The 23,236-nt window shown below is 53.1% G+C and carries 16 protein-coding genes; 3 read left to right on the top strand and 13 right to left on the bottom strand.

What is annotated here, in order from left to right; translation table 11 throughout:
• Positions 1-32: 32 nt before the first annotated feature.
• The 5 genes from SHEW_RS05055 to SHEW_RS05035 all read right to left on the bottom strand — a co-directional run bounded on the left by SHEW_RS05055 (position 33) and on the right by SHEW_RS05035 (position 9,009).
• Positions 33-1,319 (bottom strand): serine hydrolase domain-containing protein, encoded by a 1,287-nt coding sequence (locus tag SHEW_RS05055; protein WP_190272408.1) that lies wholly within the window; start codon positions 1,317-1,319, stop codon positions 33-35.
• A 100-nt stretch (positions 1,320-1,419) separates the two neighbouring features.
• Positions 1,420-2,757, bottom strand: a complete 1,338-nt coding sequence (locus SHEW_RS05050) for a metal-dependent hydrolase family protein (RefSeq protein WP_011864788.1) — start codon at positions 2,755-2,757, stop codon at positions 1,420-1,422.
• A 256-nt stretch (positions 2,758-3,013) separates the two neighbouring features.
• Complete coding sequence (locus tag SHEW_RS05045; protein ID WP_011864787.1) at positions 3,014-4,540, bottom strand: M20 family peptidase; 1,527 nt, start codon at positions 4,538-4,540, stop codon at positions 3,014-3,016.
• Positions 4,541-4,992: 452 nt separating this feature from the next.
• Positions 4,993-5,460 carry a response regulator gene (locus SHEW_RS05040; RefSeq protein WP_011864786.1) on the bottom strand — a complete coding sequence of 156 codons (468 nt, stop codon included), beginning with the start codon at positions 5,458-5,460 and terminating at the stop codon, positions 4,993-4,995.
• 33 nt (positions 5,461-5,493) lie between these two features.
• The gene (locus SHEW_RS05035) at positions 5,494-9,009 is read right to left on the bottom strand and encodes an ATP-binding protein (protein WP_011864785.1); all 3,516 of its coding nucleotides are present in this window, start codon (positions 9,007-9,009) and stop codon (positions 5,494-5,496) included.
• 241 nt (positions 9,010-9,250) lie between these two features.
• On the opposite strand from SHEW_RS05035, the gene SHEW_RS05030 reads away from it, so the two are divergent.
• Both SHEW_RS05030 and SHEW_RS05025 read left to right on the top strand, forming a co-directional pair.
• Positions 9,251-11,701, top strand: coding sequence for an EAL domain-containing protein (locus tag SHEW_RS05030; RefSeq protein WP_011864784.1), 2,451 nt, complete (start codon positions 9,251-9,253; stop codon positions 11,699-11,701).
• A gap of 132 nt (positions 11,702-11,833) precedes the next feature.
• Positions 11,834-12,772 (top strand): SPFH domain-containing protein, encoded by a 939-nt coding sequence (locus SHEW_RS05025; protein WP_011864783.1) that lies wholly within the window; start codon positions 11,834-11,836, stop codon positions 12,770-12,772.
• Positions 12,773-12,868: 96 nt separating this feature from the next.
• Here SHEW_RS05025 and SHEW_RS05020 read toward each other — a convergent pair whose 3' ends face one another.
• The 8 genes from SHEW_RS05020 to SHEW_RS04985 all read right to left on the bottom strand — a co-directional run bounded on the left by SHEW_RS05020 (position 12,869) and on the right by SHEW_RS04985 (position 21,702).
• Positions 12,869-14,155, bottom strand: coding sequence for an NAD(P)/FAD-dependent oxidoreductase (locus tag SHEW_RS05020; RefSeq protein ID WP_011864782.1), 1,287 nt, complete (start codon positions 14,153-14,155; stop codon positions 12,869-12,871).
• Positions 14,156-14,238: 83 nt separating this feature from the next.
• Positions 14,239-15,066: an ABC transporter permease subunit gene (locus SHEW_RS05015; RefSeq protein ID WP_011864781.1), complete on the bottom strand. Its 828-nt coding sequence runs from the start codon at positions 15,064-15,066 to the stop codon at positions 14,239-14,241.
• Positions 15,063-15,968 carry an ABC transporter permease subunit gene (locus SHEW_RS05010; protein ID WP_011864780.1) on the bottom strand — a complete coding sequence of 302 codons (906 nt, stop codon included), beginning with the start codon at positions 15,966-15,968 and terminating at the stop codon, positions 15,063-15,065. The genes SHEW_RS05015 and SHEW_RS05010 overlap by 4 nt, the downstream gene beginning before the upstream one ends.
• Before the next feature lie 10 nt (positions 15,969-15,978).
• Positions 15,979-17,115, bottom strand: coding sequence for a polyamine ABC transporter ATP-binding protein (gene potA, locus SHEW_RS05005; RefSeq protein ID WP_011864779.1), 1,137 nt, complete (start codon positions 17,113-17,115; stop codon positions 15,979-15,981).
• A 98-nt stretch (positions 17,116-17,213) separates the two neighbouring features.
• Positions 17,214-18,314, bottom strand: a complete 1,101-nt coding sequence (locus SHEW_RS05000; protein ID WP_011864778.1) for a polyamine ABC transporter substrate-binding protein — start codon at positions 18,312-18,314, stop codon at positions 17,214-17,216.
• A gap of 278 nt (positions 18,315-18,592) precedes the next feature.
• The gene (locus SHEW_RS04995) at positions 18,593-19,942 is read right to left on the bottom strand and encodes a glutamine synthetase family protein (protein ID WP_011864777.1); all 1,350 of its coding nucleotides are present in this window, start codon (positions 19,940-19,942) and stop codon (positions 18,593-18,595) included.
• Between the two features lie 6 nt (positions 19,943-19,948).
• Positions 19,949-20,710 carry a gamma-glutamyl-gamma-aminobutyrate hydrolase family protein gene (locus tag SHEW_RS04990; RefSeq protein ID WP_011864776.1) on the bottom strand — a complete coding sequence of 254 codons (762 nt, stop codon included), beginning with the start codon at positions 20,708-20,710 and terminating at the stop codon, positions 19,949-19,951.
• A gap of 443 nt (positions 20,711-21,153) precedes the next feature.
• On the bottom strand, positions 21,154-21,702 hold the full coding sequence (locus SHEW_RS04985) for a cupin domain-containing protein (protein ID WP_011864775.1): 549 nt from the start codon (positions 21,700-21,702) through the stop codon (positions 21,154-21,156).
• 183 nt (positions 21,703-21,885) lie between these two features.
• Here SHEW_RS04985 and SHEW_RS04980 point away from each other — a divergent pair, with 183 nt between their 5' ends.
• The gene (locus SHEW_RS04980; RefSeq protein WP_011864774.1) at positions 21,886-23,190 is read left to right on the top strand and encodes an NAD(P)/FAD-dependent oxidoreductase; all 1,305 of its coding nucleotides are present in this window, start codon (positions 21,886-21,888) and stop codon (positions 23,188-23,190) included.
• The last annotated feature ends 46 nt before the right edge of the window (positions 23,191-23,236 follow it).

The following is a 23,236-nucleotide window of genomic DNA, read 5'->3' as shown; positions in this document are numbered from 1 at the left end:
CAGCGTTGAACACTTAGTGTCATCTCGTACTGCTATACACCCAGACTCTTCACTATCTCGCGAGCCAGGATCTCTTCTTGCTGTTTACCTGTACTGAACCAGACCACCACAGTGTCATTGCTTGGTGAAATATAGAGCCCTTGGCCGCCCACGCCGCCTTTATAAAAATCGCCGTCGGGGAAGACGATGTCCCATTGATAACGGTTGCTAAGCCCCTTGATATCCGGGAAGGACTTCTGCAGTTCTTTACCGACAAATCCTTTTAGATAAATCTCGGGTTTGCCATCTTTCTGGATTGAGGTTATAAGGCTATCGGGGATGATCTGCTCCTTGCTGATCTTATTCCAGCTTGGGGTAAAGATCATGCCAAAGCGGCCCATATCACGCAGGGTGGTGTTCACAAATCCCCAACCGTTACCCAGTCCATATTTGGTGACACCGACAAAGGCGTCGTTTTGTGCACCAATCTTGCGCCAGACCCTGTCACCAAAGACTTCGTTGAGGGTTTTACCGGTGACCTGATTGACGATCAGTTCCAGAACAAAGGTATTGATGGAGTTATATTCAAATACAGTATGGCCGGGTTTGATCTTTTTCATGTTACGTAAGACATCGAACGGGCTCTGATTAAGATTCTGCTTGTCTTCAAACAGGCCAAGACTGACAGCCCATTTATACCAGCCACGAATAGGGTTCACTCGTGCATCGTCATTGGGCTCCTCATGCTCGGTTGAATCCAGCCCTGTCGCCATGTCCAAGGTTTCTTCCACCGTCACCTGATCCCAGCCCGATCCTTTCAGCTCGGGAACATAGGTACTCACAGGTTTTTTAATATCGATTTTGCCTTCCAATGCCAGCAATTCCACCATAGTGCCAGGGATCACCTTACTGCAAGAAAACCATTGGTGCTTATCGAATGGACGCATGGTTTTATAGCTTTCATAAACCACATTGCCCTTATGTAACACCAGCAGGCCATCCATGTTGCTATTGTCAAAATGCTGCGCCACGGTTTCTAGGGCTTTGCCGGGACGGGTGAATGTGAGTTGACCGATTTTAGGGTCAATTTTCTCAGGCAAAAGACTGATAGGACCATCCCGTTCTATCTGCATGGTGTACTGAAAGGCAGACATATTTTGCCAGGCATACAGGGTCTTATCGTTAGCCACTTGTATCTGCACCACATTGGCGGGGGTATGGAAAAAATGAAACAGCTCGCGGATCTCGGTGACGGATTTACTGGTCGAGACCGGCTGCTGCTCTGCCATGGCAGGCATTAGGCTCTGTATGCCGATAAGCATCGCGGCAGACAACGACAAAGTTCTTGCTGAGTGTAGCCGCTCATTTCTCAATCTGTACTGTGAAAAACTTTTGAGCTGTTTCATCATGAATCCTCATTATTGATGCTAAGTCCACTAGCTACTGCAGCGTATTCTTGTAGATCTTGCCGTCCTTCATAATGATGACGAAGTTCTTCTCCGGATCGGCAATGAGATCGATGTTCTCGAGCGGATTACCGTTCACTAAAATAATATCAGCCAAGGCTCCCTCCTTGATCACGCCATTCTCACCAGGATAGGGATCTCTCGGGCCCGACATTTTAAAGAGCTCATAATTGGCGCTGGTAGCCATTTTCAGAACCTCCCATGGCTCATACCACCGAGTAAGTTTTGCCAGTGATTTGCCCTGTTTAGCAGCTATTGCCGCACCGTTTTGCAGATCTGTGCCAAAGGCAAGTTTCAGATTATATTTTTTGGCCAGCTCGTAGGCTTTCTCCGTGCCAGCGGTCATTGCTAAGAATTTTTTATTTTCGAAAGAATCCTCAGGAAATGGCACTCTGTCTTCATCATTCAGCAGGGGTTGCAAGCTAAGCCAAGCCCCCTTTTTCTTAATCAGTTTTGCGGTGTCTTCCGTTATCATCTGTCCGTGCTCGATAGATTGGACTCCCGCTTCCAGGGCACCACGGACCGCGTAATCTGAGTATGCATGCACAGCGACATAGGTGTTCCAAGTCGCAGCCGCATCCACTGCAGCCTTCATTTCTTCAAACGTATATTGCCTGACATCCAAGGGGTCACTTAGTGACGCTACGCCACCACCTGCCATGACCTTTATCTGAGAGGCGCCTCGCATTAAATTCTCGCGCACTCGTCTCAGCACCTGAGGCACTCCGTCTGCGACGGCTGTCCATGCCATCATTTCCCCATCAAGCAATTCTCTGCCATCCTTCCTTGGCATTGCTGTCGGAAAGCGGAAATCCCCATGACCGGAAGTCTGTGTAATATAGGCCCCTGAAGGATAAATTCTTGGCCCCACATATCGTCCCTCATCGATCATCTTCTTAATGCCAAAAACTGGACCTCCCATATCTCGAACCGTTGTAAAACCCCGCATTAATGTTGCCTCGGCGCTTTCTGCTCCCGCCAGTGTCAGATAGCCAATGTCATTCACAAAGATTTGCATGCTAGCAATATGGGCATGCATCACATGCCAATGCGCATCCGTCAACCCAGGCATCAGGGTACGGCCACCGCCATCGATGACTTTGCCGCCGGCTACCATTAGGGGCTCGTTAGAGATCTTGGTGATCACATTACCCGTTACCACTACGTTAGTATTTTTAATCAACTTCTCATGTACACCGTCGAAGACATTCACATTGGTAAATAAAGTGACAGCTTCAGTTTCCTGCGAAAATCCGGGAAGTGCGGTTATTAGAAAAACAACAGAGATCAAACATCCAAGCAATTTATTCATGACTCTATATCCTTTTTCTCTGAATTAGCCTAGTAACTGCTCACACATCTTTAATCATTTTCAACATCCAAACTAAAATGTGTTCGCAATTTCTTACCTATTGATATTAAAAAGATTAAATCTTACCTAACAAACATTAGACACTGTTTCACACATCGCTACTATGAAATGCATTTAATTCCACACTGCTAAATAAGATACGAGAGCTAAGGCAACTACCATGTGCCGAGACAGACAAGGCACATGGTATAACGACTTACAGTTCTTCTAAGTTATCCATCAACTTGTAGAAGAAACCTATGGTGCGGCCATATTCATCGACACGAATACGCTCATTGACACCATGGAATCCGGCGAACTCCTTCACCGACTCCAGTTGCAAGCCGGTAATGGTATAAACATCAGGGGCAAACTTACGTGCCTGGAAGTGCTTAGAGTCTGAGCCACCGATCACGAAGAAAGGCGACACGATGAGATCGTTGCCGTAGATCTGACGTATGGTCTTCTCAAGCTGCTGATAACTCTTGCTACTCGGGTCGGCCACATTGGTTGCGGGAGTCGACGCCGAGATATCCCTTACCGTGATGCGATCGTCACCTATGGCTTTCTTAACGTGGGCAATGATCACTTCAGGCGTATCACCCGGCATGGGTCTGAAATTCACCACGGCCGTGGCCGAAGGCGGTAACACGTTATCTTTGATGCCAGCATTAAACATAGTCACCGCAATGGTGGTATGCAACATGGCTCGGGTCACCTGCTGGCTCGCCATCTCATCGATAAACTTCTGCTCCAATGGGGTGATCTCACCATCCTTACCAAAAGCCACCGCCGCATACATAGGCTGTTTATCTTCACTCAGTTCAGGGCCCATATAGCGATACTGATGACGCACCGCCTCATGGATACGATAGGGGAACTGCGCCGCCTCCAGCTTGGTAATGGCTTTAGCCAGAATACCGATATTGGACTCTTCAGGCGGCTGAGAGGAATGACCACCTATGCCATTCATCGCCAGTTCGAGACTCACAAAGCCTTTCTGGGCAATACCGATCAGGGCTGTGTTATCAGGAATGCCGGGGAAGATACCCGGAGTCAGCGGCGCCGACTCGTCAATGACGAAGGCAAATCGCTTGATGCCGCGCTGCTCTAACACATCGGCAATATACTTGGCCCCTTCGGGTCCACCCACCTCTTCATCCTGACCAAAGACGAAATAAAGAGTACGTGACGGCTGCCACCCCTCCTTAATCTTCATCTCGGCCGCCTCTAAGATGCCGTGGATCTGATTTTTATCGTCTAAGACGCCTCGTCCCCAGATATAACCGTCTTGCACCGCACCGGCGAAGGGATCGACGGCCCACTGGTCTCTCGACTCACTCGGGACAGGTACCACATCTTGATGCGCATAAAACAGCGCAGGTGGCAGGGAGGGATCTTTACCTTTCCAGGTATATAACAGACTAAATGGACGGGGAGAGCCTAATACCTCACGCTTGAGCGTCTTATGCACATTGGGGTAGGCCTTTTCTAAAAACTGATGATAGTCGGTAAAAGCCTTCTCATCGAAGTCATTTCTGTCTTGATTCGAGATGGTGCGAAACTGCACCGCCTTAGACAAACGCTCAACCGCAGGGTCTAGGTCTACCTTCACCGACACCTGCTCAACCCCTTTCATCTGCATAGAGGAAAAATCATTATTTTCCTTGGCTTGTATAGAGAAACTTAAACCGATCAAGGCTATCTGAGAAACAATAACCCCATATTTAAAGCACTTTGCCATAATCGCTTTTCCTTAAGTGAAAGACACATTTGTTAACCATCGGTTAAGCGATTATGCGCTCACTTCACTTCATTTCCGTGAAGCACGTCACACTACGAGCCGCACTAAGAAGGATGAGAAAATAAATAATGACAGTACAAACAAAAGATGAAACTTTTTAATGACAACCTAATATTCAAAAAAACTCATTAAAAATTAAAAATAATAATCACTTATCAAGATGACTTAACCGACTAAGACGGCAAATAGGACAGACGTTGGATAACGGCAGCAAAAACGCCATATGAATCGCCACGAGTTCAACAAGGTCATCTCCCTTAGACCCACAGTTCAAGTCTGTGAGGGGCCACCAATTCAAACAAAAAAGCCTGCATCTTGCAGGCTTTTTTGTTATTCGGGCTCTCTCAGCTTATTCTCACTAAAACTAGCTCGACATACCTAGCTCGACACGCCTAGCTTGAAACACTGCGAGTCGCCTCCTGTTTAAGCATGAAGCGCAGCAAATCCGATTGGCGTTTCAACAGCATCTGATTCTTTACCCTGGTCTGGGTGACCACGGCATTGAGCGGCTTATGGATAAAGTCCACCGCGCCCAGCACAAAACCGCTCACCTCCTGCTCCTCGTCGTGATGAGCAGAGACAAAGATCACCGCGATCTCCCGAGTGCAGGGTTCAGATTTCAAACGGCGACAGACCTCGAAGCCGGACATCCCCGGCATCTCGATATCCAAGAGCAAGAGATCCGGCTTGAAGCTATGGCACAGGGCGAGCGCCTCCTGACCACTCAGGGCCGTGGCTATCTCATATTCCTGGCTCAGGAGCTGTCTGAGTATGATGATATTGACCTGCATATCATCGACGATCAGAATTCTCCCCTTACGAGAAAACACTAATGGAGACATATCGTTATTCTGTTCCATTATCTACCTATCGACATTTTTTATTGAAACTCCCTAAGTCTGGGCAGACGCGTTTTGTACCTCATCCTTGGGCTCGAGCGTCTCCTGCAGCCGCTCCATGAGCTTGGCATAGCAAGGTTTTATTACCCCGAAGAGTAGATTCAACTTATCACAGTTCTTCATCTTCGCCTCCATCTCCAGGCTCAAAAACTGCTCCTGTAGCTGGATGGCACCTATGCTGCTGGAGAGCCCCTTGAGGCCATGACTGAGCTGACGCACCTTCTCATAATCCTTAGCGGCGATCGCCTCCTCCAGCTCGCCAACTTGTGCCGGCGACGTGTCGTGATACATCTGGCAGATCTCGGCGAACAGCACCTCATTGTTCATCAACCGGCTGAGGGCCAGTTGACGGTTCCAGACATAGTCCTCATCCTTTACTTGGATCTCCTCATGGGGCGCAGCCTCAACTAAAGTAGGCAAGTCACCAAACTCACAGACAGAGATCAGCCAATCGGTCACTTTCTCCTGCAGACGCTCGGCCACGATAGGCTTGGTGATATAGTCATTCATGCCCGCCTCGATGCACTTGTCACGCTCGCCCATCATGGCACTGGCCGTCATGGCAATAATGGGCGTATCGACAAACGCCTCGCCCGCTTCCCCGGCACGGATCGCCCGGGTACAGTCATAGCCATTGAGGATCGGCATCTGACAGTCCATCAAGATGCAATGCACGCCCAGCCCCTCTTGCTCGCACTCCCTCAGCTTGGTTAACGCCTCCTGACCATTGATGGCCCTGACAAATTCCAGCGGCAGCTCGGACAAGATCCCCAGGGCAACCTCTATGTTGATCTCATTATCATCGACCACCAACACCCGAGCACCTTTGATGCGATGGGCCTCCTCCTCAGAGATTATGGGAGTCACTTGGGGATGAACATTTTCTACGCCAGAACTCGCTTTGGGCGCGCCAAACTTCTGCATAAATTCGGAGAAGAGCAGCGGGTTATTGAGATACTCAAGCTCAATATTTCTCAGCGCCTTATTGCCATCGGCGCTCTTTTGAAAGGCCAATACTCTCGGCAGTCGCTTATGAGTCGCCGTCAGTGTCGGCCAGAGACTGTCGAGATCGGTAAGCAGGGAGTGACGCTGCTCCACGATTAACACGTGGGGCAGAACATCGGGTACGGGAGCATCCTGATTGAGCCAGTCGCGTATGGGCGAGCCCGGTAGCAGCTTACCACCGAGCCGGGCAATTGCCGCCTCGACGCAGGCCTGCTGCGCCTCATTCACCAGCAAGACGCTACAGGTCATCTCGTGCAGCAGCGCCTCGGGCGCCATCAGCTTAAACTCGCCCTGATGCAACACCATGGTGAAGATGAAGCAGCTCCCCTGCCCTTTGTGGGACTCGAAACTCATCTTGCCGTTGAGTAATTCGCTGAGTTCCTTACAGATAGAGAGTCCCAGCCCTGTGCCACCATACTGGGCCGCAATACTCGAAGTGGCCTGAGAGAAAGCGGTAAACAGCTTGGCCTGATTCTCCTCGGCGATCCCTATCCCTGTGTCAGACACCTCACAGATAAACTCTAGCTCCCCCGTCTCTCGGAGGCGGCTGTGGGCCCTGACCTTGATATAGCCATGGTCGGTAAATTTGATGGCATTGTTTATCAGATTGGTGAGGATCTGAGTGATCCTGTGGGGGTCGCTGTCTACGCTCTGGCAGCGAAGGTCGACCACATCGATGACAAACTCTATCCCCTTCTCCTGGGCCTTCACCGCCATGCTGCTGCAGACACTCTCGATCAGGTTGAGGGGATTAAAGCTGCTCATGTCTAAATCCAGCTTGCCCGCCTCTATCTTGGAAAGATCCAGCACATCGTTAATCAGCGCAGAAAGCGTATTAACGCTCACCTCGGCCATCTCCAGGTACCTCGCCTGGCGCTCGGTAAGCGAGTCTTTACGCACCAGATTCAAAGTACCTACTATGCCATTTAGCGGCGTACGCATCTCATGGCTGATGTTAGAGATGAAGCTGCTCTTCACTAGGCTGGCCTTCTGCAGCTCCTGGGTTCTTATCGCCACCTTCTTCTCGAGCTCGGCGTTCACCAGCTGGATCTTCTTGGCCGCCTGCTTCTCGATGGAGACATCACGTATGATGATGGCCACGCCCAGGGCATGCTTGTTCTCCCCCAGGATGGGGGAAACCGACACATAGAGATCGACGATGCGCCCCTCGTTCAATGGCAGCTCGGCGTCCAGATTAAGTGTCTTGTTACCCTGATTAGCCTTTGAGACCAAGGCCGCCAGGTCGACCTCGGGCAGCAGCGCCAGCTGATTGATAAAGTGGCCCTTGGCGTAGTCGGCGTCATAGCCAAACAGTAACTCGGCGGCGCGGTTCCAGTTGTTGACCACGCCGCTGGTACCCACGCCTATGATGGCATCCTTGGAGCCATCGATGATCGCCGCCGACTGCGCCTTCTCCTTGGCCAGCGCCTGACTGCTACGGGCGCTGCGCCCCAGTATGATGACCACAAACAGAAACAAGACTCCCACGGCCAACATGAAGCTGTAGACACTGATGCGCCGGGAGACCGCTAGTTCCTGCACATATTGCTTGGGCGCCATTAGGGTCGCGGTAAGCCGACCGCTCTGGGCATCGTTAGAGAGCGTGATGGCGCGGCGATAGGCATAATAGGGCTTATTATCGTGATAGCTGTCGAGCACCAACTCGAAGTTACGCTTAAGTGTCTTGCTCTGCTGATAATGTTTATCCCACACCAGGTCTGGATGCAGGTCGCGGCTAAAACGCATCTCCTCATCGGGATGCACCAAGAAATAGCCATCGCTGTCGGTCAGCACAAGCTCTATGGGCGCAGGCACCAGGCGCTTGAAAGAGGAGAGTAGAGCGTTGGCATTGATGTTGACGATAAGCAGACCGAAGTGACCGCCGTTGTCATCGAAGATCGGGGTTGCCAGACGCAACATGGGGCGGTAGGGATAATCTATCTTGCCAAACTCACGGTTTAAGTTGATGGGCGAGGTATAGATCTCCCCCTGCTGCAGATCTTTACTGGCCTGAAAATAATCCCGCCCCTGCTTGTCTTGCAAGTTAGTATCATCTATCACCTGCACGGCGCCGCCGCGCCTGTCTACCCGGATAAGCTCCATGCCATCACTGCTCAATATGCGCAGCTGTTCATACTCGCGATTGTTCTGTAAGAAGGCAACGAAGATAGTTTCCAGTCGGTGACGCCACTGGTCGTAGCGGGTCTCGTCCACAGGGTCGATCCCCTGATTATTTCTGGCCCGGGAAAGGCCGGAGATAGGCGGGGTCTCAAACAGAAAACGTAGGTTGTTGAAGTAACGGTTAAGCCTGTCCTGGGCCTGATTGTTGACCTGCTCGCTCTGAATCTCGAGATCGGAGCGCAGACCGTCGACAATATTCTGATTTAATTGAGATTCGAAGCTGGCGATGATGACAAGCGCCACCATAAGCACCAGCATGGAGGCGGCCAGCAGCAGTGAGCGTCCGCCAAAGAGAGAAGATAAGCGTGAAATCTGTCGCACCATGGACTATAACTCCTTTTACTATCCAGCCTCAGTAACACACTGTTATTCAATCAATACGCTTTCAGCATAGGCGATAAACTGCGCGGTGTTCTATCGGAGAATATGGTCAATTACCCGCAGCTAACTAACTAAAAAGTAGTATTTAATCTGGTTTTCAGCATTAAGCGCGAAAAACCTTAAGCAAACTGATTATAGTCGGCTAAGCTGAATATAGACGGCAGATTTGAAAAGGAATTCTTCTATGCTTTTCGGCAACGATGTAGAGACTCGACAAAAAATATTAGTTGTCGACGATGAGAGCGCCAACCTACATCTGCTGGAGCAATCCCTTACCGATCTGGCCGAGATCATCTGTAGTACGGGTGGTCAGGACGCGCTGGATAAGGCCGAGCAACATCAACCCGCCATCATATTGCTGGATATCGAGATGCCACAGATGAATGGCTTCGAGATGTGTAAGCGCCTGAAGAATAACCCCAAGACCTGCAACAGCGCGGTGATCTTCGTGACCGCCCACAGCGAGAGCAGCTTCGAATATAAATCCCTCAGTTCGGGCGGCATAGACTTCATCCACAAGCCTATCGATCTCGCCACCTGTCGCCTGCGGGTCAAGAATCATCTGCTGCTCAAACGTCAGGAGCAGACCATCATAGAGGCGCGCCAGGATATGCAAGCCCTGGTCAATCAGATCCCCTCTTACATCTCCTATTGGTCTAAGGATCTGCTCAACCGTTTTCATAACGACTACAACGGCAGGTGGTTCGGCACTATCCCCCAAGATGCACTGGGTAAGCCCGCCTCTAGCCTGCTACCTAAGGCCCTGTATGAGGAGATACTGGCCCGTATCGCCAGCAATAAACCTAAGCATCAGTTCGAGGTTGCCCTGGAAGATACCCCGGGCAAGATAGATTATGCCCAGGCCCATCTCACCATCAGGAAACAAGATGGACACGTGGCGGGCATGCTGCTGACCCTGACGGATATCACCTCCATCAAGCGGGCCAAGAGCCAACTGGATACCGAGAATCGGCGCCTGAAGATCATGCTCAACGCCATCGGCGACGCCGTCATCGCCACCGATAGCGAGGCGATGATCACCTTCATGAATCCCATCGCAGAACGCCTCACCGGCTGGGTGTGTCGCGACGCCATCGGCCTGCATATCGAACAGGTGATGGATCTGTGCGATGCCAAGACCAAGTACCGCAGCCCTAACCCGGTCACCATCGCCATCAAGGAGAAACGCAACGTCGCCATGGCCCTCAACTGTCAGCTCAACAGCTTGGATGGCACCACCTTCCAGATTGAAGACTCCGCCGCCCCCATCACAGACAGCGAAGGCAAGGTCACAGGCGGCATCATAGTCTTCCACGATTGCAGCGAGTCTGTGGCCATGTCGCTGAAGATGAGCCACCTGGCCAACCATGATCAGCTGACCGACCTGCCTAATCGCATCTTGCTGCATGACAGGATCAATCACGCCTGCGCCGTGGCCGACTCCTATGACAAGAGCGTCGCCCTGATGCTGATCGACATAGATCACTTCAAATACCTCAACGACTCCCTGGGCCACAGCTATGGGGATCAGGTGATCAAGCAGGTGGCGAAACGACTGCAGTCCCTCATCGACCCCAACGCCACCCTGGGGCGCATCGGCGGCGACGAGTTTGTCCTGCTGCTGCCTTCGCTCACCGCCACCAGCCAGGTGGACTCTATCGCCACAGATATCGTCCGCAGCCTCAACACGCCATTTCGTATCGACGGCCAGGAATATACCCTGTCGGTCAGCGTCGGGATCAGCATCTACCCCTCGGACGCCCTCAGGGCCGAGGAGCTGATGACCCATGTGGATGCAGCCATGTACCGCGCCAAAGATCTGGGGCGCAACCGCTTCTGTTACTTCTCCGAGGATCTCGAGCAAGAGCTAACGAAACGCCACGAGCTGGTCACCCTGCTGCGCACCGCCATCGACACGGAAGCGATAGAGGTCTACTACCAACCAAAAGTGGATCTGAAGACCAAAGAGATCATAGGCGCGGAGGCACTGGCCCGATTATACGACCCCAGCGGCAAGCTGATCTCGCCGCTGGACTTTATTCCCCTTGCAGAGGAGACAGGCCTCATCCATCAGCTGGGTGAGATCATCCTCAAACAGAGCTGCATGGCCGCAAAGGCCTGGCAAAAAAGGGGTCGGCCGCTGCAGATCGCCGTCAACATCGCCGCCAAGCAGTTTACCAATCCCGAGTTTTGCGACTCGGTGGCCAAGGTGCTGGAGCTCACCGGACTCGACAGCAGCTTCCTCGAACTCGAGGTGACAGAGAGTTCCCTCATGTATGATTTCGACGAGGCGTTAAATGTGCTCAATACCCTCTCCTCTCTGGGACTGAGCATCGCTATCGACGATTTCGGCACCGGCTACTCCAGCCTCAGCTACCTCAAGTTCTTCCCGGTCAACACCCTGAAGATAGATCAATCCTTCGTCAAAGATATGCTGGGGGATGAGCAGAGCCTGGATATCGTCAAGGCGGTGATCCATCTGGCCAAGTCCCTCAAGCTCAAGCTTATCGCCGAAGGCATAGAAGATGCCGAACAGCTGCAAAAACTGGTGGCGCTGGAATGCGAACAGGGCCAGGGCTATATGTTCAGCAAGCCGCTCCCCCTCAAAGAGTTCGACCAGCTCCTCAACCACTGACCCCCTACTCTCCCTTGACTCAAAGGGTAAATAACGTAATATCCTCAGCACCTTAACTCGGGCACAACCTGGGCGTAACAGATATTGCCAACGCGCTGTTGCCGCCAAGAGACACAGTCACAAGGAGAGAGAATGACCACACTACCTAAGGATATCGCCAACCTATCGACGATAAAGACCAAAGGCAAAGGCGCCCTGGTGTTAATCGCCGGCCTGCTTTTCGCCCTCGTCCTGTTCAGCCAGACCATGTACACGGTCGATGAGGGCCATGTGGGCATCATCAAGCGTTTCGGCCAGGCCACAGAACAGGTTAATCCCGGCCTGCACGTTAAGATCCCCTTTGTCGACAAGGTCGAAGTCTTAGAGATACGTACCCGCAAGAACGTCGAGAAGCTCAACGCCTCGACCCACGAACAGATGCCAGTCACCGCCGAGGTGTCCATCAACTGGACGGTCAATCGCGATCAGGCCTTCGACCTGTTTAAGAGCTATGGTGGCCTGAGCCAGTTCGAATCGCGCATCCTGGACCCTAAGCTGAGATCCGCCGCCAAGGATGCCCTGGCGCGTTACAAGGCCGAGGAGATCATCCAAAACCGCAGCCGGGTGATCGCCCAGATAGAAGATTTTCTTGTCGAGGAGATGAAGGAGTACCCGGTCAAGCTGGACTCCGCCCAGCTGGAAAATCTTGGTCTTCCGCAGAAGTATATCCAGTCTATCGAGACCAAACAGACAGAGAAAAACCTCGCAGCCGCCGAGAAACACCGTCTGGAAAGACAGAACCTGGAGGCCCAGCGTGAGGTGAACACGGCGAACGCCAAGCGTGACGCCGCCAAGGCCACTGCCGACGGTAAAGCCTACGCCATTCAGACAGAAGCGATTGCCGAGGCGGAAGCGATTCGCCTCAAGGGTATCGCAGAAGCAGAAGCGATCAAGAAGAAGGCCGAGGCGCTGAGAGAATCTCAGACTCTGGTGGATTATGTGCGCGCCCAGCAGTGGAACGGTCAGATGCCCACCACCATTATGGGCAGCGACCAGAGCGTGCTGTGGAACATGAGCAGCAAGAAACAGTAACTAGAAACATTCATCGACACTCTGATTGCGCTTGCAAGCCTTAATCAATACAAAAAAGCCCGCATCGAGCGGGCTTTTTTAATGGCAATAACCTGGCTAGACACCCAGCTTGTCACGCATTGTGTAGTACCAGGCGCCGATCGCCGAGAAAGGCACCTGCAGCAGATGACCGCCCGGGAAGGGGTAATGGGGCAACTGGGCGAAGGCATCGAAACGTTTCGCCTGGCCATTGATGGTCTCGGCCAGTATCTGCCCCGCCAGATGGGTATAGGTCACCCCATGGCCGCTACAACCCTGAGAGTAATAGATGTTACCGCCGATACGCCCCACCTGCGGCAGGCGCGACAGGGTCAGCAGGAAGTTACCCGTCCAGGTAAAGTCTATCTTCACATCCTTAAGCTGCGGGAAGGTCGCCAGCATCTTGGGACGGATGATCGCCTCTATGTTGGCAGGATCCCGCGCGCCGTAGACCACACCGCCACCATAGATGAGGCGCTTGTCACCCGAGAGCCTGAAGTAATCCAGCAGATAGTTACAATCTTCCACGCAGTAGTCCTGGGGCAGCAGCGAGTGCGCCAGCTCCTCACCCAAGGGCTCAGTGGTGATCACCTGAGTACCACAGGGCATAGACTTGGCCTGCAGCTCGGGCAGCAGCCCCTTGAGGTAAGCGTTACCGGCGACGATGACAAACTTACACTTCACCGAACCTTCCTGAGTATGCACCACAGGATTCTCGCCCTGATCGACACGAACAACGGCCGAATCTTCGAAGATCTGTCCGCCCAAGGATTCCACCGCATCGGCCTCACCCAGTGCCAGGTTAAGCGGATGAATATGGCCGCCGCTCTTATCAAGCAATCCACCGACATAACGCTCGGTATCCACCACGTCGCGAATGCCCTGCTCATCCAGCAGCTCTAAGTGCCCCAGATGACCATGCTTCTCCCACAGCGCTTTTTGCGCCTCGAGGTGGCCCATCTGTTTCTTGTTCAGCGCTGCAAACACGCCGCCATCTTTCAGATCGCACTGGATGTTGTATTTAGCTACCAGCCCCTTGAGGATGCGGCCACCTTCGAAGGCCATCTGACCAAACAACTTGGCCTGCTCTGTGCCCACAACCTTTTCTATGGTGTCGATATCCCGGCTGAAGCTGTTGACTATCTGACCGCCGTTACGCCCTGAGGCGCCGAAGCCAACCCTGGCGGCTTCCAGTACAGTCACCTTAAAGCCCGCCTCCAGCAGATGGATCGCCGAAGAGAGGCCGGTATAGCCGGCGCCTATGATACAGACGTCGGTCTCTATGTTATCGCTTAACTTGTCGCGCAGCGCCTTGGTATTGGCAGATGCCGCATAATAGGAATTTGCATGAGGTGTACAGGTCATATCATTCACCCTGAATCGTTATAATAATGGCTTGGGTAGACAGGCGGCGCGGCCGCCTGTCGTCTTGAGCTAACGCTGCGTGCCTAGTCGCTGACCATACGGCTGCGTTTGTCTGCGCGGCGGGCCAGATACCAGGAGATGAAGGCGATCAGCGAGACGATCAGAATGATCAGTGTCGCTAAGGCGTTGATCTTAGGCGAGACCCCCATGCGCACCGAGGAGAAGACCACCATAGGCAGGGTCGTTGCACCCGGTCCCGAGGCGAAGCTGGCAATCACCAGGTCATCCAGCGACAGGCTGAAGGAGAGCAGCCAACCCGCGATCAGCGCCGGCGAGATCATAGGCACTGTGATGTGGAAGAAGGTCTTGAGTGGCGTCGCCCCCAGATCCTGAGCCGCCTCCTCGATAGACATATCCAGCTCACGCAGCCTGGATGAGACCACTACGGCCACATAGGCGGCGCAGAAGGTCGAGTGGGCGATCCACACGGTCAACATGCCACGCTCGGCGGGCCAGCCCAGCAGATCCGCCATGTGCACGAACAACAGCAACAGCGAGAGACCCGTGATCACCTCTGGCATAACCAGGGGCGCGGTGATCATGTTCGACAATGTCATCTTGCCCCAGGAGCGAGCGAAGCGTGTCATCACGAAGGCCGCCATGGTGCCGAGAATTACCGCCATGGTGGAGGCGAAGAATGCCACCTTTAAGCTGGTCGCCACCGCATCGAGGATCTGGTCGTCGCGGAACAGCTCGCCATACCACTTGGCCGAGAAGCCGCCCCAAACGGTCACCAGCTTAGACTCGTTGAACGAGTAGAAGACCAGGATGAACATGGGCGCGTAGAGGAAAAACATCCCGCCCCAGAGCATCAGGGTGGAGAAACTCAATTTTCTTAGTCTGTTGCTCATATCGTCTTCTCCATACTTCTGGACTGATAACGATGGAATAGGGTGATAGGGATGATCAGAAGTGCCAACATCACGATGGCGAGCGACGAAGCGACCGGCCAATCACGGTTGTTGAAGAACTCCTGCCACAGCACCTTACCTATCATGAGCGAATCAGGACCGCCCAATAGCTCAGGGATCACAAACTCCCCGACCACAGGAATAAACACCAGCATAGACCCGGCAATCACACCGCCTTTCGACAGCGGCAGCGTCACCTTCCAGAAGGTGTTGAGGCTACGTGAACCCAGATCCGCCGCGGCCTCGAGCAGGCTGCCATCGAGCTGCGACAAGTTGGCGTACAGCGGCAAGATCATAAAGGGCAGATAGGTGTAGATGATACCGATATAGACGGCGAAATTAGTGTTAAGCATCTGAATCGGCTCGGAGATCACCCCCAGCCACATCAGCAGGTTATTGATCACCCCGTTGTTACTCAAGATGCCCATCCAGGCATACACCCGGATAAGGAACGAAGTCCAGGATGGCAACATCACCAAGAGGATCAGCACTGTCTGATGCTGCTTAGGCGCCCTGGCAATGGCATAGGCCATGGGGTAACCGATAAGCAGACAGCCGATGGTGGTAACACAGGCCATCTTGAGCGAGCCCAGGTAGGCATTGATATAGAGATGATCTTCGAAGATCAAAATATAGTTGCCCAGATTGAGCATGATCTGCAGCGACTCATCGGCATATTGATACAAGGCCTCATAGGGCGGAATCGCCACGGCCGGGGTCGACAGACTGATCTTCAATACGATGGCAAACGGCAAGGCAAAGAACATCAGCAGCCAGAAATAGGGCACGCCTATCGTCCAGCACTGCCCCTTGGGCAAACGAAACTTCAATGACTTCTTCATAACGCCCCCGTTAAGATCTCAGTACAACGGCACTGGTCGCTTCCCAACTGACGAAGACATCCTCTTCCCAGGTGGGCGAGTCGGCGCGGCGGTCACTGTTGGTCATCACAGATTGAATAAGCTGTCCGTTACACAGGCGTATGTAGTAAACCGAGATACCGCCCAGGTAGGCAATATCTTCCACCTTTCCTGCGCACCAGTTGCGCGCATCCTCTGGCTGCTCGCGGCTGATATGGGTCTTCTCGGGACGGATCGCCACCCATACCTGGGTAGTATCCACACTGGTCGACACCCCGTAACCCACGTAGAAGGGCTGAGGAATGTTGGCCACATTGATCACCACGTGGTCCACCTCATCCTCGACAATGTCGCCCTCGAACAGGTTAACGCTGCCGATAAACTCTGCCACCATGCGGTTAGCCGGGCTCTCGTAGATATCCATTGGCGAACCGGTTTGGGCGATCCAGCCATCATTCATGATGGCGATACGCTCGGCCATGGTCATGGCCTCTTCCTGGTCATGGGTTACCATCACACAGGTCACCCCAACCGCCTCGAGAATGTCCACCACCTCGAGCTGCATCTGAGTACGGAGTTTCTTATCCAGCGCCCCCATGGGCTCGTCCAGTAGCAAAAGCTTTGGACGCTTGGCCAGTGAACGGGCCAGGGCCACACGCTGACGCTGACCGCCTGAGAGTTGGTTCGGCTTGCGCTTGGCATAAGGCTCCATGTGAACCAGCTTGAGCATCTCCTTCACCCGCTGCTCAATCTCGGCCTTGGGCATCTTGTCCTGCTTGAGGCCGAAGGCGATATTCTGCGCCACCGTCATGTGTGGAAACAGGGCATAAGATTGGAACATCATGTTAATAGGACGCTCATAGGGCGGCATGTCAGTGATGTCTTGCCCATCGAGATAGATGCGTCCCTCGGTCGGCTTCTCAAAGCCGGCCAGCATGCGAAGCAGCGTCGATTTCCCCGAACCTGAGCCGCCAAGCAGTGCAAAAATTTCCCCACGATTAATATTAAGCGAGACGTCGTCCACTGCACGAACATCGTCAAATAGCTTGCTGACTCTCTCTATCTTCAGCAACACCTCTCCTTGCGTCTTTGTTGTCGGTTTGTTGGTGACGCCCGAATTGCTAGCCATAATACTTCTCCACAAAAAGCACCGCTAAGGCACCTACTGCAATAGTTAAGATGATCTAAGAAATGGAGGGCAAGCGAACTTGCCCCCGGGTGTAGGCATTACATGCCAGATTTGACTTTGGTCCATACGCGAGTCATGGCGCGCTGGGCCTTCATCGGACGTACATCGGCCACATAGAGACGTGACAGCACTTCAGGGGTTGGATAGATAGCCGCGTCGTTACGGATCTCTTCATCCACCAGCTCCTGGGCCGGCACGTTAGGGTTAGCGTACGCCACATAGTTAGTGATAGGGGCAATCACCTCTGGGCGCAGCAGGTAGTTGATAAAGGTGTGAGCGTTCTTCACGTTCTTGGCATCGGCAGGAATCGCCAACATATCGAACCAAAGGTTAGAACCCTCTTTCGGGATGGCATAGCCGATCACATTACCATTCTCAGCCTCTTCGGCGCGCGCGGCGGCCTGGAAAACGTCACCCGAGTAACCGAATGCCACACAGATGTCGCCGTTGGCCAGATCGGTAATGTAACGTGATGAGTGGAAATAGGTCACGAAGGGACGGATCTTCGCCATCACCTCACCCGCCTTGGCGTAGTCTTCACTCTTAGTGCTGTTAGGATCCAGCCCCAGGTAGATCATCGCCATCGGCAGCATCTCGTCGGCGCTGTCCAGCAGTGAGAAACCACACTTAGCAATCTTCTCGGCATACTTAGGATTGAAGATCAGCTCCAAAGAATCGACCGGCGCGTCTTCACCCAGTACCTGCTTCACCTTGGCCTCGTTGTAACCTATGCCTGTGGTGCCCCACAGATAAGGCACGGCGTGCTCGTTACGTGGATCGGCAGTTTCAAGCTGCTTCATCAGCTCAGGATTAAGGTTCTTGTGGTTGGTCAGCTGTGACTGATCCAACTTCTGGAAGGCGCCCGCCTTGATCTGCTTAGCCAGGAAGTTGTTTGACGGCACCACGATATCATAGCCTGAACGACCCGATAGCAACTTGGCCTCGACCACTTCGTTGCTGTCGAACACATCGTAGATCACCTTGATGCCTGTCTCTTTCTCGAAATTAGCCAAGGTGTCTTCGGCGATATAATCAGACCAGTTATAGACCCTAACCACCTCTTCAGCACTGACGACAGAGCTTGTAAATACCCCGGCGGTGACCAGAGCGAGTGTTGTCATTTTCTTTAAAAGCTTCATGCTATCTCCTTGTTAGCTTGCCAGTAGTCTGATGATTACTGCCATTGCATTGCCGCTTGTGACGGCTTTCATTGTTATTATTGCCAATGCTACAGCTTACAACTGCATCGAACCTGTTTAACATTCATCGCTAGTGTAAAATCGAATAATTTCACCATCAATATGAATTTATATCTAATTACACCGGTTAGTTACCCATGACTCCACCAGGGGGTTAATCCCCCCGGCAATCTTGCTTCATTTTGTCGCCGGCCCTGCCCCAATCTGGTGCAAAAAGGCTAAACGGTCAGCAGCAGGAACTCACGTTCCCATGAGCTGATCACCCGGCGGAAGTTTTCCAGATCCGCCTGCTTCACCGCGATATAACCTGAGGTGAAGGTGTCACCCAGATATTCCCTCACCGCCGAACTTTCCGACATCACCGCCAGCGCCTCTTCCAGCGTCAGCGGCAGGCTGATCCCCTGACGATTCTCGTTAGCGCGTCCCTGTACCGGCGTCGATGGTTTCACATCTTCCACCATGCCCATGTAACCACACAACAGAGTAGCGGCGATGGCCAGGTAGCTGTTGGCATCGGCACCGGCGATACGGTTCTCGATACGACGGTTCTGAGGTGACGACTCGGGGATCCGCAGACCACAGGTGCGGTTCTCATCGCCCCACTCCAGGTTAACCGGCGCAGAGGTGCCCGGCAGGAATCGTCTGAAGGAGTTGACGTTCGGGGCCATCAGCGGTAACAACTCGGGAATATACTTCTGCAGGCCGCCTATGTAGCACAGGAACTTAGCACTTTTCGTGCCGTCCTCATTGGTAAAGATGTTCTTGCCCGTCTTGATATCCACCACACTCTGGTGAATATGCATGGCGCTGCCCGGCTCGTCGGTGACTGGCTTGGCCATAAAGGTGGCGCAAACGTCATGCTTGAGCGCCGCCTCACGCAGGGTACGCTTAAACACAAACACCTGATCCGCCAGCGACAGGGCATCACCATGGCTGAAGTTGATCTCCATCTGGGCCGTGCCCTCTTCGTGGATCAGGGTATCGATATCCAGTCCCTGGGCCTCGCACCAGTCATACATATCTTCGAACAGCGGGTCATACTCGTTGGCGGCGTCGATAGAAAACGACTGACGGCCCGATTCCTTGCGGCCACTGCGGCCAACTGGTGGAATCAATGGCATATCGGGATCTGAGTTTCTATGGGTCAGATAGAACTCCATCTCGGGGGCGATCACCGGCTTCCAGCCCTTATCTTCATAGAGCTTGAGCACCTTCTTCAGTAGGTTACGGGGCGACAACTCTATGGGGTTACCCATCTTATCGAAGGTGTCGTGGATCACCTGGGCGGTGGCCTCGACCGTCCAGGGCAACATGAACACCGCATTTTCATCGGGCACACAGACAAAGTCGATATCCGCCTTGTCCAGCAGGCTGTCGTACAGGTCGTCATCCACATAGTCGCCGGTCACCGTCTGCAGCAGCACACTCTCGGGCAGACGCATCCCCTTCTCGTCGATAAACTTATCGACCGGCGCAATCTTGCCGCGGGCAATCCCCGTCATATCGCTGATGACACACTCGACCTCAGTGATCTTATTGGCTTTCAAATAATCGATTAACTTCTTCATGCTTCACTATCTCTTGCGTTGAGCTGCTCTGGCTTGGCAGGCTTGACTAAAGGCGCTAAAAATCGAGCGGTAGAAAGGGTTCTCTAACACCTTCCATTCGGGGTGGAACTGCACCCCCAGCGCAAAATTTTTCGCATCTTTGACCGAAAACGCCTCGATTAATCCATCGGGGGCATAGGCTTCTGGCCGCAATCCAACACCCAAACGGTCAACACCTTGAGTGTGCACAGAGTTCACCTCTGCCAAATTGCGGCCCCAAGCCTCGTGGAGCAATCCCCCCGGTTCTATCTTCAACGGATGAGACAGGCCATATTGCACCTCGACGTCAGCCGTCTTGTCTTCTCTGTGTTCAATATAATCGCCAACTTCATGCAATTTCTGATGCAGACTGCCGCCATACACCACATTCATCTCCTGAAATCCCCGGCAGATGGCCAGCACAGGCACGCCGGCGTCAATCGCCGCCTTGAGCAGTGGCAGATTGGTCGCGTCGCGCTTGGGATCGTGTAGGGTATCTGGGTCACTCGCCACACCGTCGTAGTGGTGGGGCTCGATATTGGAGGGCGAACCGGTGAACAGCAGGCCATCTAGTCTGGGCAATATCGTCTCGGCCGGGCAATGGCCAAGCGCGGGGATCACCAAGGGCCAGCCTTGGGTGGCATCGGCAATACCCAGCAGGTATTTCTCGCCAACGATATTGAATGGGTGCAGGCCTATCTGTTGATTACAGGCCGTGACACCGATAACAGCAAGTCCTTCATCGGACATAGTTCACCTTTAGCTTTGTTGCGTCTTCTTATAGTTATAGCAATGAACAGACTTCAATCAATGTTCATTTTTTCACACACTACACTGAAATAATGAACGAGGCAATAGGCCGCCGAAAACAAAATATACAATAGAATAACAATTAGAATAAAAGCCAATTAAAACAACATCAAAAGGCAATTAAAATTAATGTAAAGCCAAAAATAGGCGAAAATCAGCTCACGGCTTTTGTGAACCAGCTCCCACAGAAAAGTCAGCTTGAAATTTTGACTCGGCGGCCTTAATGGACAAAATTATTTACAAAATGGGACGGGAGGCGACTCAGCCTCGCGGCCATAGGAAAAAGCGCACACGCGGCGGCACAGGCAGTGTCACGGGAGTTTTAGTAAAGCGGAAGGGGTTTGCAGAGGCCGGGGGATGCCCAGCCTAACAGGAAAACTTAGTTAGAAGTTTGCCGGCGTGGTGGCGCTGACGATACGGCACGGCTTGTCGAAGGGGTTACGGAATCTGTGTGGCAGCTCGCTGTTGAAGTAGTAGCTGTCGCCCTCGCTCAGCACATAGACCTCGTCGCCTATGGTGATCTCCAGCTGACCCTCGATCACCATGGCCGCCTCTTCACCCTCGTGCTGCAGCATCTCTTCACCGGTATCGGACCCAGGTGGATAGACCTCGTTCATCACAGACATGGCGCGGTTGGGGTAATCTCTGCCGATCAACTTGTAGTCCAGGTTGCCATCGCCGATATCCAGCAGCTCGCCGGAGCGGTAGACCACCTTCTGCTCGGTAGGCATGCTCTCCTCAATAGAGAAGAAATCCACCAGTGACATAGGCAAACCCGACAAGACTTTCTTCAGGGAACTCACCGAAGGACTGACGCTGTTCTTCTCGATCATGGAGATGGTGCTGTTGGTCACGCCGGCACGCTTAGCCAACTCGCGTTGCGATAACCCTTTCATTTTACGAACAGCTTTGAGATTTGCGCCTATATCCAAAAAACATCTCCTATCCAACAAGACTCAGGAAGAAACAATTTTCCATACTAGTTTGTATCAAACTAAAAAGCATGTTAAATATAATCAACAGGTGTGAATTATAACCAACTCAAGGGTCAAAAGTATACTTACTCTGGCCAATTTAGTCGAATAACAAGAATAAAACCCTCACTCGGAGCCCAAATGACCACCAAGCGCCCTGTCCACAGTGACCAATATCCCGACTCTTTCTATCATGCCACCGCCAATGCCCTGGAAGCCCTGCCGCAACTCAAAGAGCGGATCAGCGCCGATGTCTGCATCGTCGGCGGCGGTTTCAGCGGCATCAACACCGCCATCGAGTTGGCCGAGAGAGGCTTCGAGGTAGTATTGCTCGAGGCGAAACGGATCGGCTGGGGCGCGTCGGGCCGTAACGGCGGCGAGCTGATCCGTGGCATAGGCCATAATGTCGAACAGTTCCGCAACGAGATAGGCTCCGAAGGCGTCGAGGCCATCGAGCGGATGGGCTTCGAGGCGGTCGAGATAGTGCGTAACCGCGTCGCCAAACACAATATCGACTGTAACCTGCAGATGGGCTACTGCGATCTGGCCACCAAGCCGAGACACATGAAGGAGCTCGCCGCCGACTATCAGGAGATGCTCCATCAGGGACGCGAGGGCTTTAAGCTGCTGGAGAAGCACCAGCTTGGCGAAGTGATCGGCTCAGATCTCTACTGCGGCGCTCTGGTCGACATGAACAGCGGCCATCTGCATCCCCTCAATCTGGCACTGGGCGAGGCCAAGGTGGCCCGCAGCCTGGGGGTCAAGATGTTCGAATACAGCGCCGCCACCAAGATAGTCAAGGGCGAGCGCCCCTGCGTACATACGGAGCATGGCCGTGTCGACTGTCGCTACCTGGTGCTCGCCGGTAACGCCTATATCGGCCATGAACTCAACGGCTACATAGGCGGTAAGGTGCTGCCCGCCGGCAGTTATCTGCTGGCCACCGAGCCTTTGTCCCAGGAGATGTGCGATGAGATTATCCCGCAAAACATGGCCTTCGCCGACATGCGTATCGATCTCGACTATTTCCACCTCTCCCAGGACAATCGCCTACTGTTTGGCGGCCTGTGCACCTATTCGGGTAAAGATCCCAAGGATATCGACGCGGCGCTGCGCCCCAACTTGGAGAAGGTGTTCCCCCAGCTCAAGGGGGTGAAGATAGAATATGAATGGGGCGGCATGATAGGCATAGGCGCCAACCGCCTGCCACAGATTGGCCGGCTGCCAGACTGCCCCAACATCCTCTACGCCCAGGCCTATGCCGGCCACGGCGTCAATGCCACCCATATGGCCGCCAGGCTCATCGGCGAAGCCCTGACGGCTCAGGCCGAAAGGTTCGATATCTTCGACAGGGTACAACACATGACCTTCCCCGGCGGGCCGAGATTTCGCTCCCCCATGTTGGCGGCGGGCATGCTGTATCACAGGCTGAAAGACCTGTTTTAGCCTAAAGCCTAAAATAGTCAGCATAAAAAAAGGTGCCCTAGGCACC

Origin of the sequence: Shewanella loihica PV-4 (assembly GCF_000016065.1) — a bacterium.
GTDB lineage: Bacteria > Pseudomonadota > Gammaproteobacteria > Enterobacterales > Shewanellaceae > Shewanella > Shewanella loihica.
This window is presented reverse-complemented; position numbering and strand designations above follow the sequence as displayed.

What these genes read in the sequence shown, in the direction of transcription:
- SHEW_RS05050 (WP_011864788.1), bottom strand. Translation starts at nt 2,757, where the DNA reads ATGAATAAATTGCTTGGATGTTTGATCTCTGTTGTTTTTCTAATAACC.
- SHEW_RS05045 (WP_011864787.1), bottom strand. Translation starts at nt 4,540, where the DNA reads ATGGCAAAGTGCTTTAAATATGGGGTTATTGTTTCTCAGATAGCCTTG.
- SHEW_RS05040 (WP_011864786.1), bottom strand. Translation starts at nt 5,460, where the DNA reads ATGGAACAGAATAACGATATGTCTCCATTAGTGTTTTCTCGTAAGGGG.
- SHEW_RS05035 (WP_011864785.1), bottom strand. Translation starts at nt 9,009, where the DNA reads ATGGTGCGACAGATTTCACGCTTATCTTCTCTCTTTGGCGGACGCTCA.
- SHEW_RS05030 (WP_011864784.1), top strand. Translation starts at nt 9,251, where the DNA reads ATGCTTTTCGGCAACGATGTAGAGACTCGACAAAAAATATTAGTTGTC.
- SHEW_RS05025 (WP_011864783.1), top strand. Translation starts at nt 11,834, where the DNA reads ATGACCACACTACCTAAGGATATCGCCAACCTATCGACGATAAAGACC.
- SHEW_RS05020 (WP_011864782.1), bottom strand. Translation starts at nt 14,155, where the DNA reads ATGACCTGTACACCTCATGCAAATTCCTATTATGCGGCATCTGCCAAT.
- SHEW_RS05015 (WP_011864781.1), bottom strand. Translation starts at nt 15,066, where the DNA reads ATGAGCAACAGACTAAGAAAATTGAGTTTCTCCACCCTGATGCTCTGG.
- SHEW_RS05010 (WP_011864780.1), bottom strand. Translation starts at nt 15,968, where the DNA reads ATGAAGAAGTCATTGAAGTTTCGTTTGCCCAAGGGGCAGTGCTGGACG.
- potA (WP_011864779.1), bottom strand. Translation starts at nt 17,115, where the DNA reads ATGGCTAGCAATTCGGGCGTCACCAACAAACCGACAACAAAGACGCAA.
- SHEW_RS05000 (WP_011864778.1), bottom strand. Translation starts at nt 18,314, where the DNA reads ATGAAGCTTTTAAAGAAAATGACAACACTCGCTCTGGTCACCGCCGGG.
- SHEW_RS04995 (WP_011864777.1), bottom strand. Translation starts at nt 19,942, where the DNA reads ATGAAGAAGTTAATCGATTATTTGAAAGCCAATAAGATCACTGAGGTC.
- SHEW_RS04990 (WP_011864776.1), bottom strand. Translation starts at nt 20,710, where the DNA reads ATGTCCGATGAAGGACTTGCTGTTATCGGTGTCACGGCCTGTAATCAA.
- SHEW_RS04980 (WP_011864774.1), top strand. Translation starts at nt 21,886, where the DNA reads ATGACCACCAAGCGCCCTGTCCACAGTGACCAATATCCCGACTCTTTC.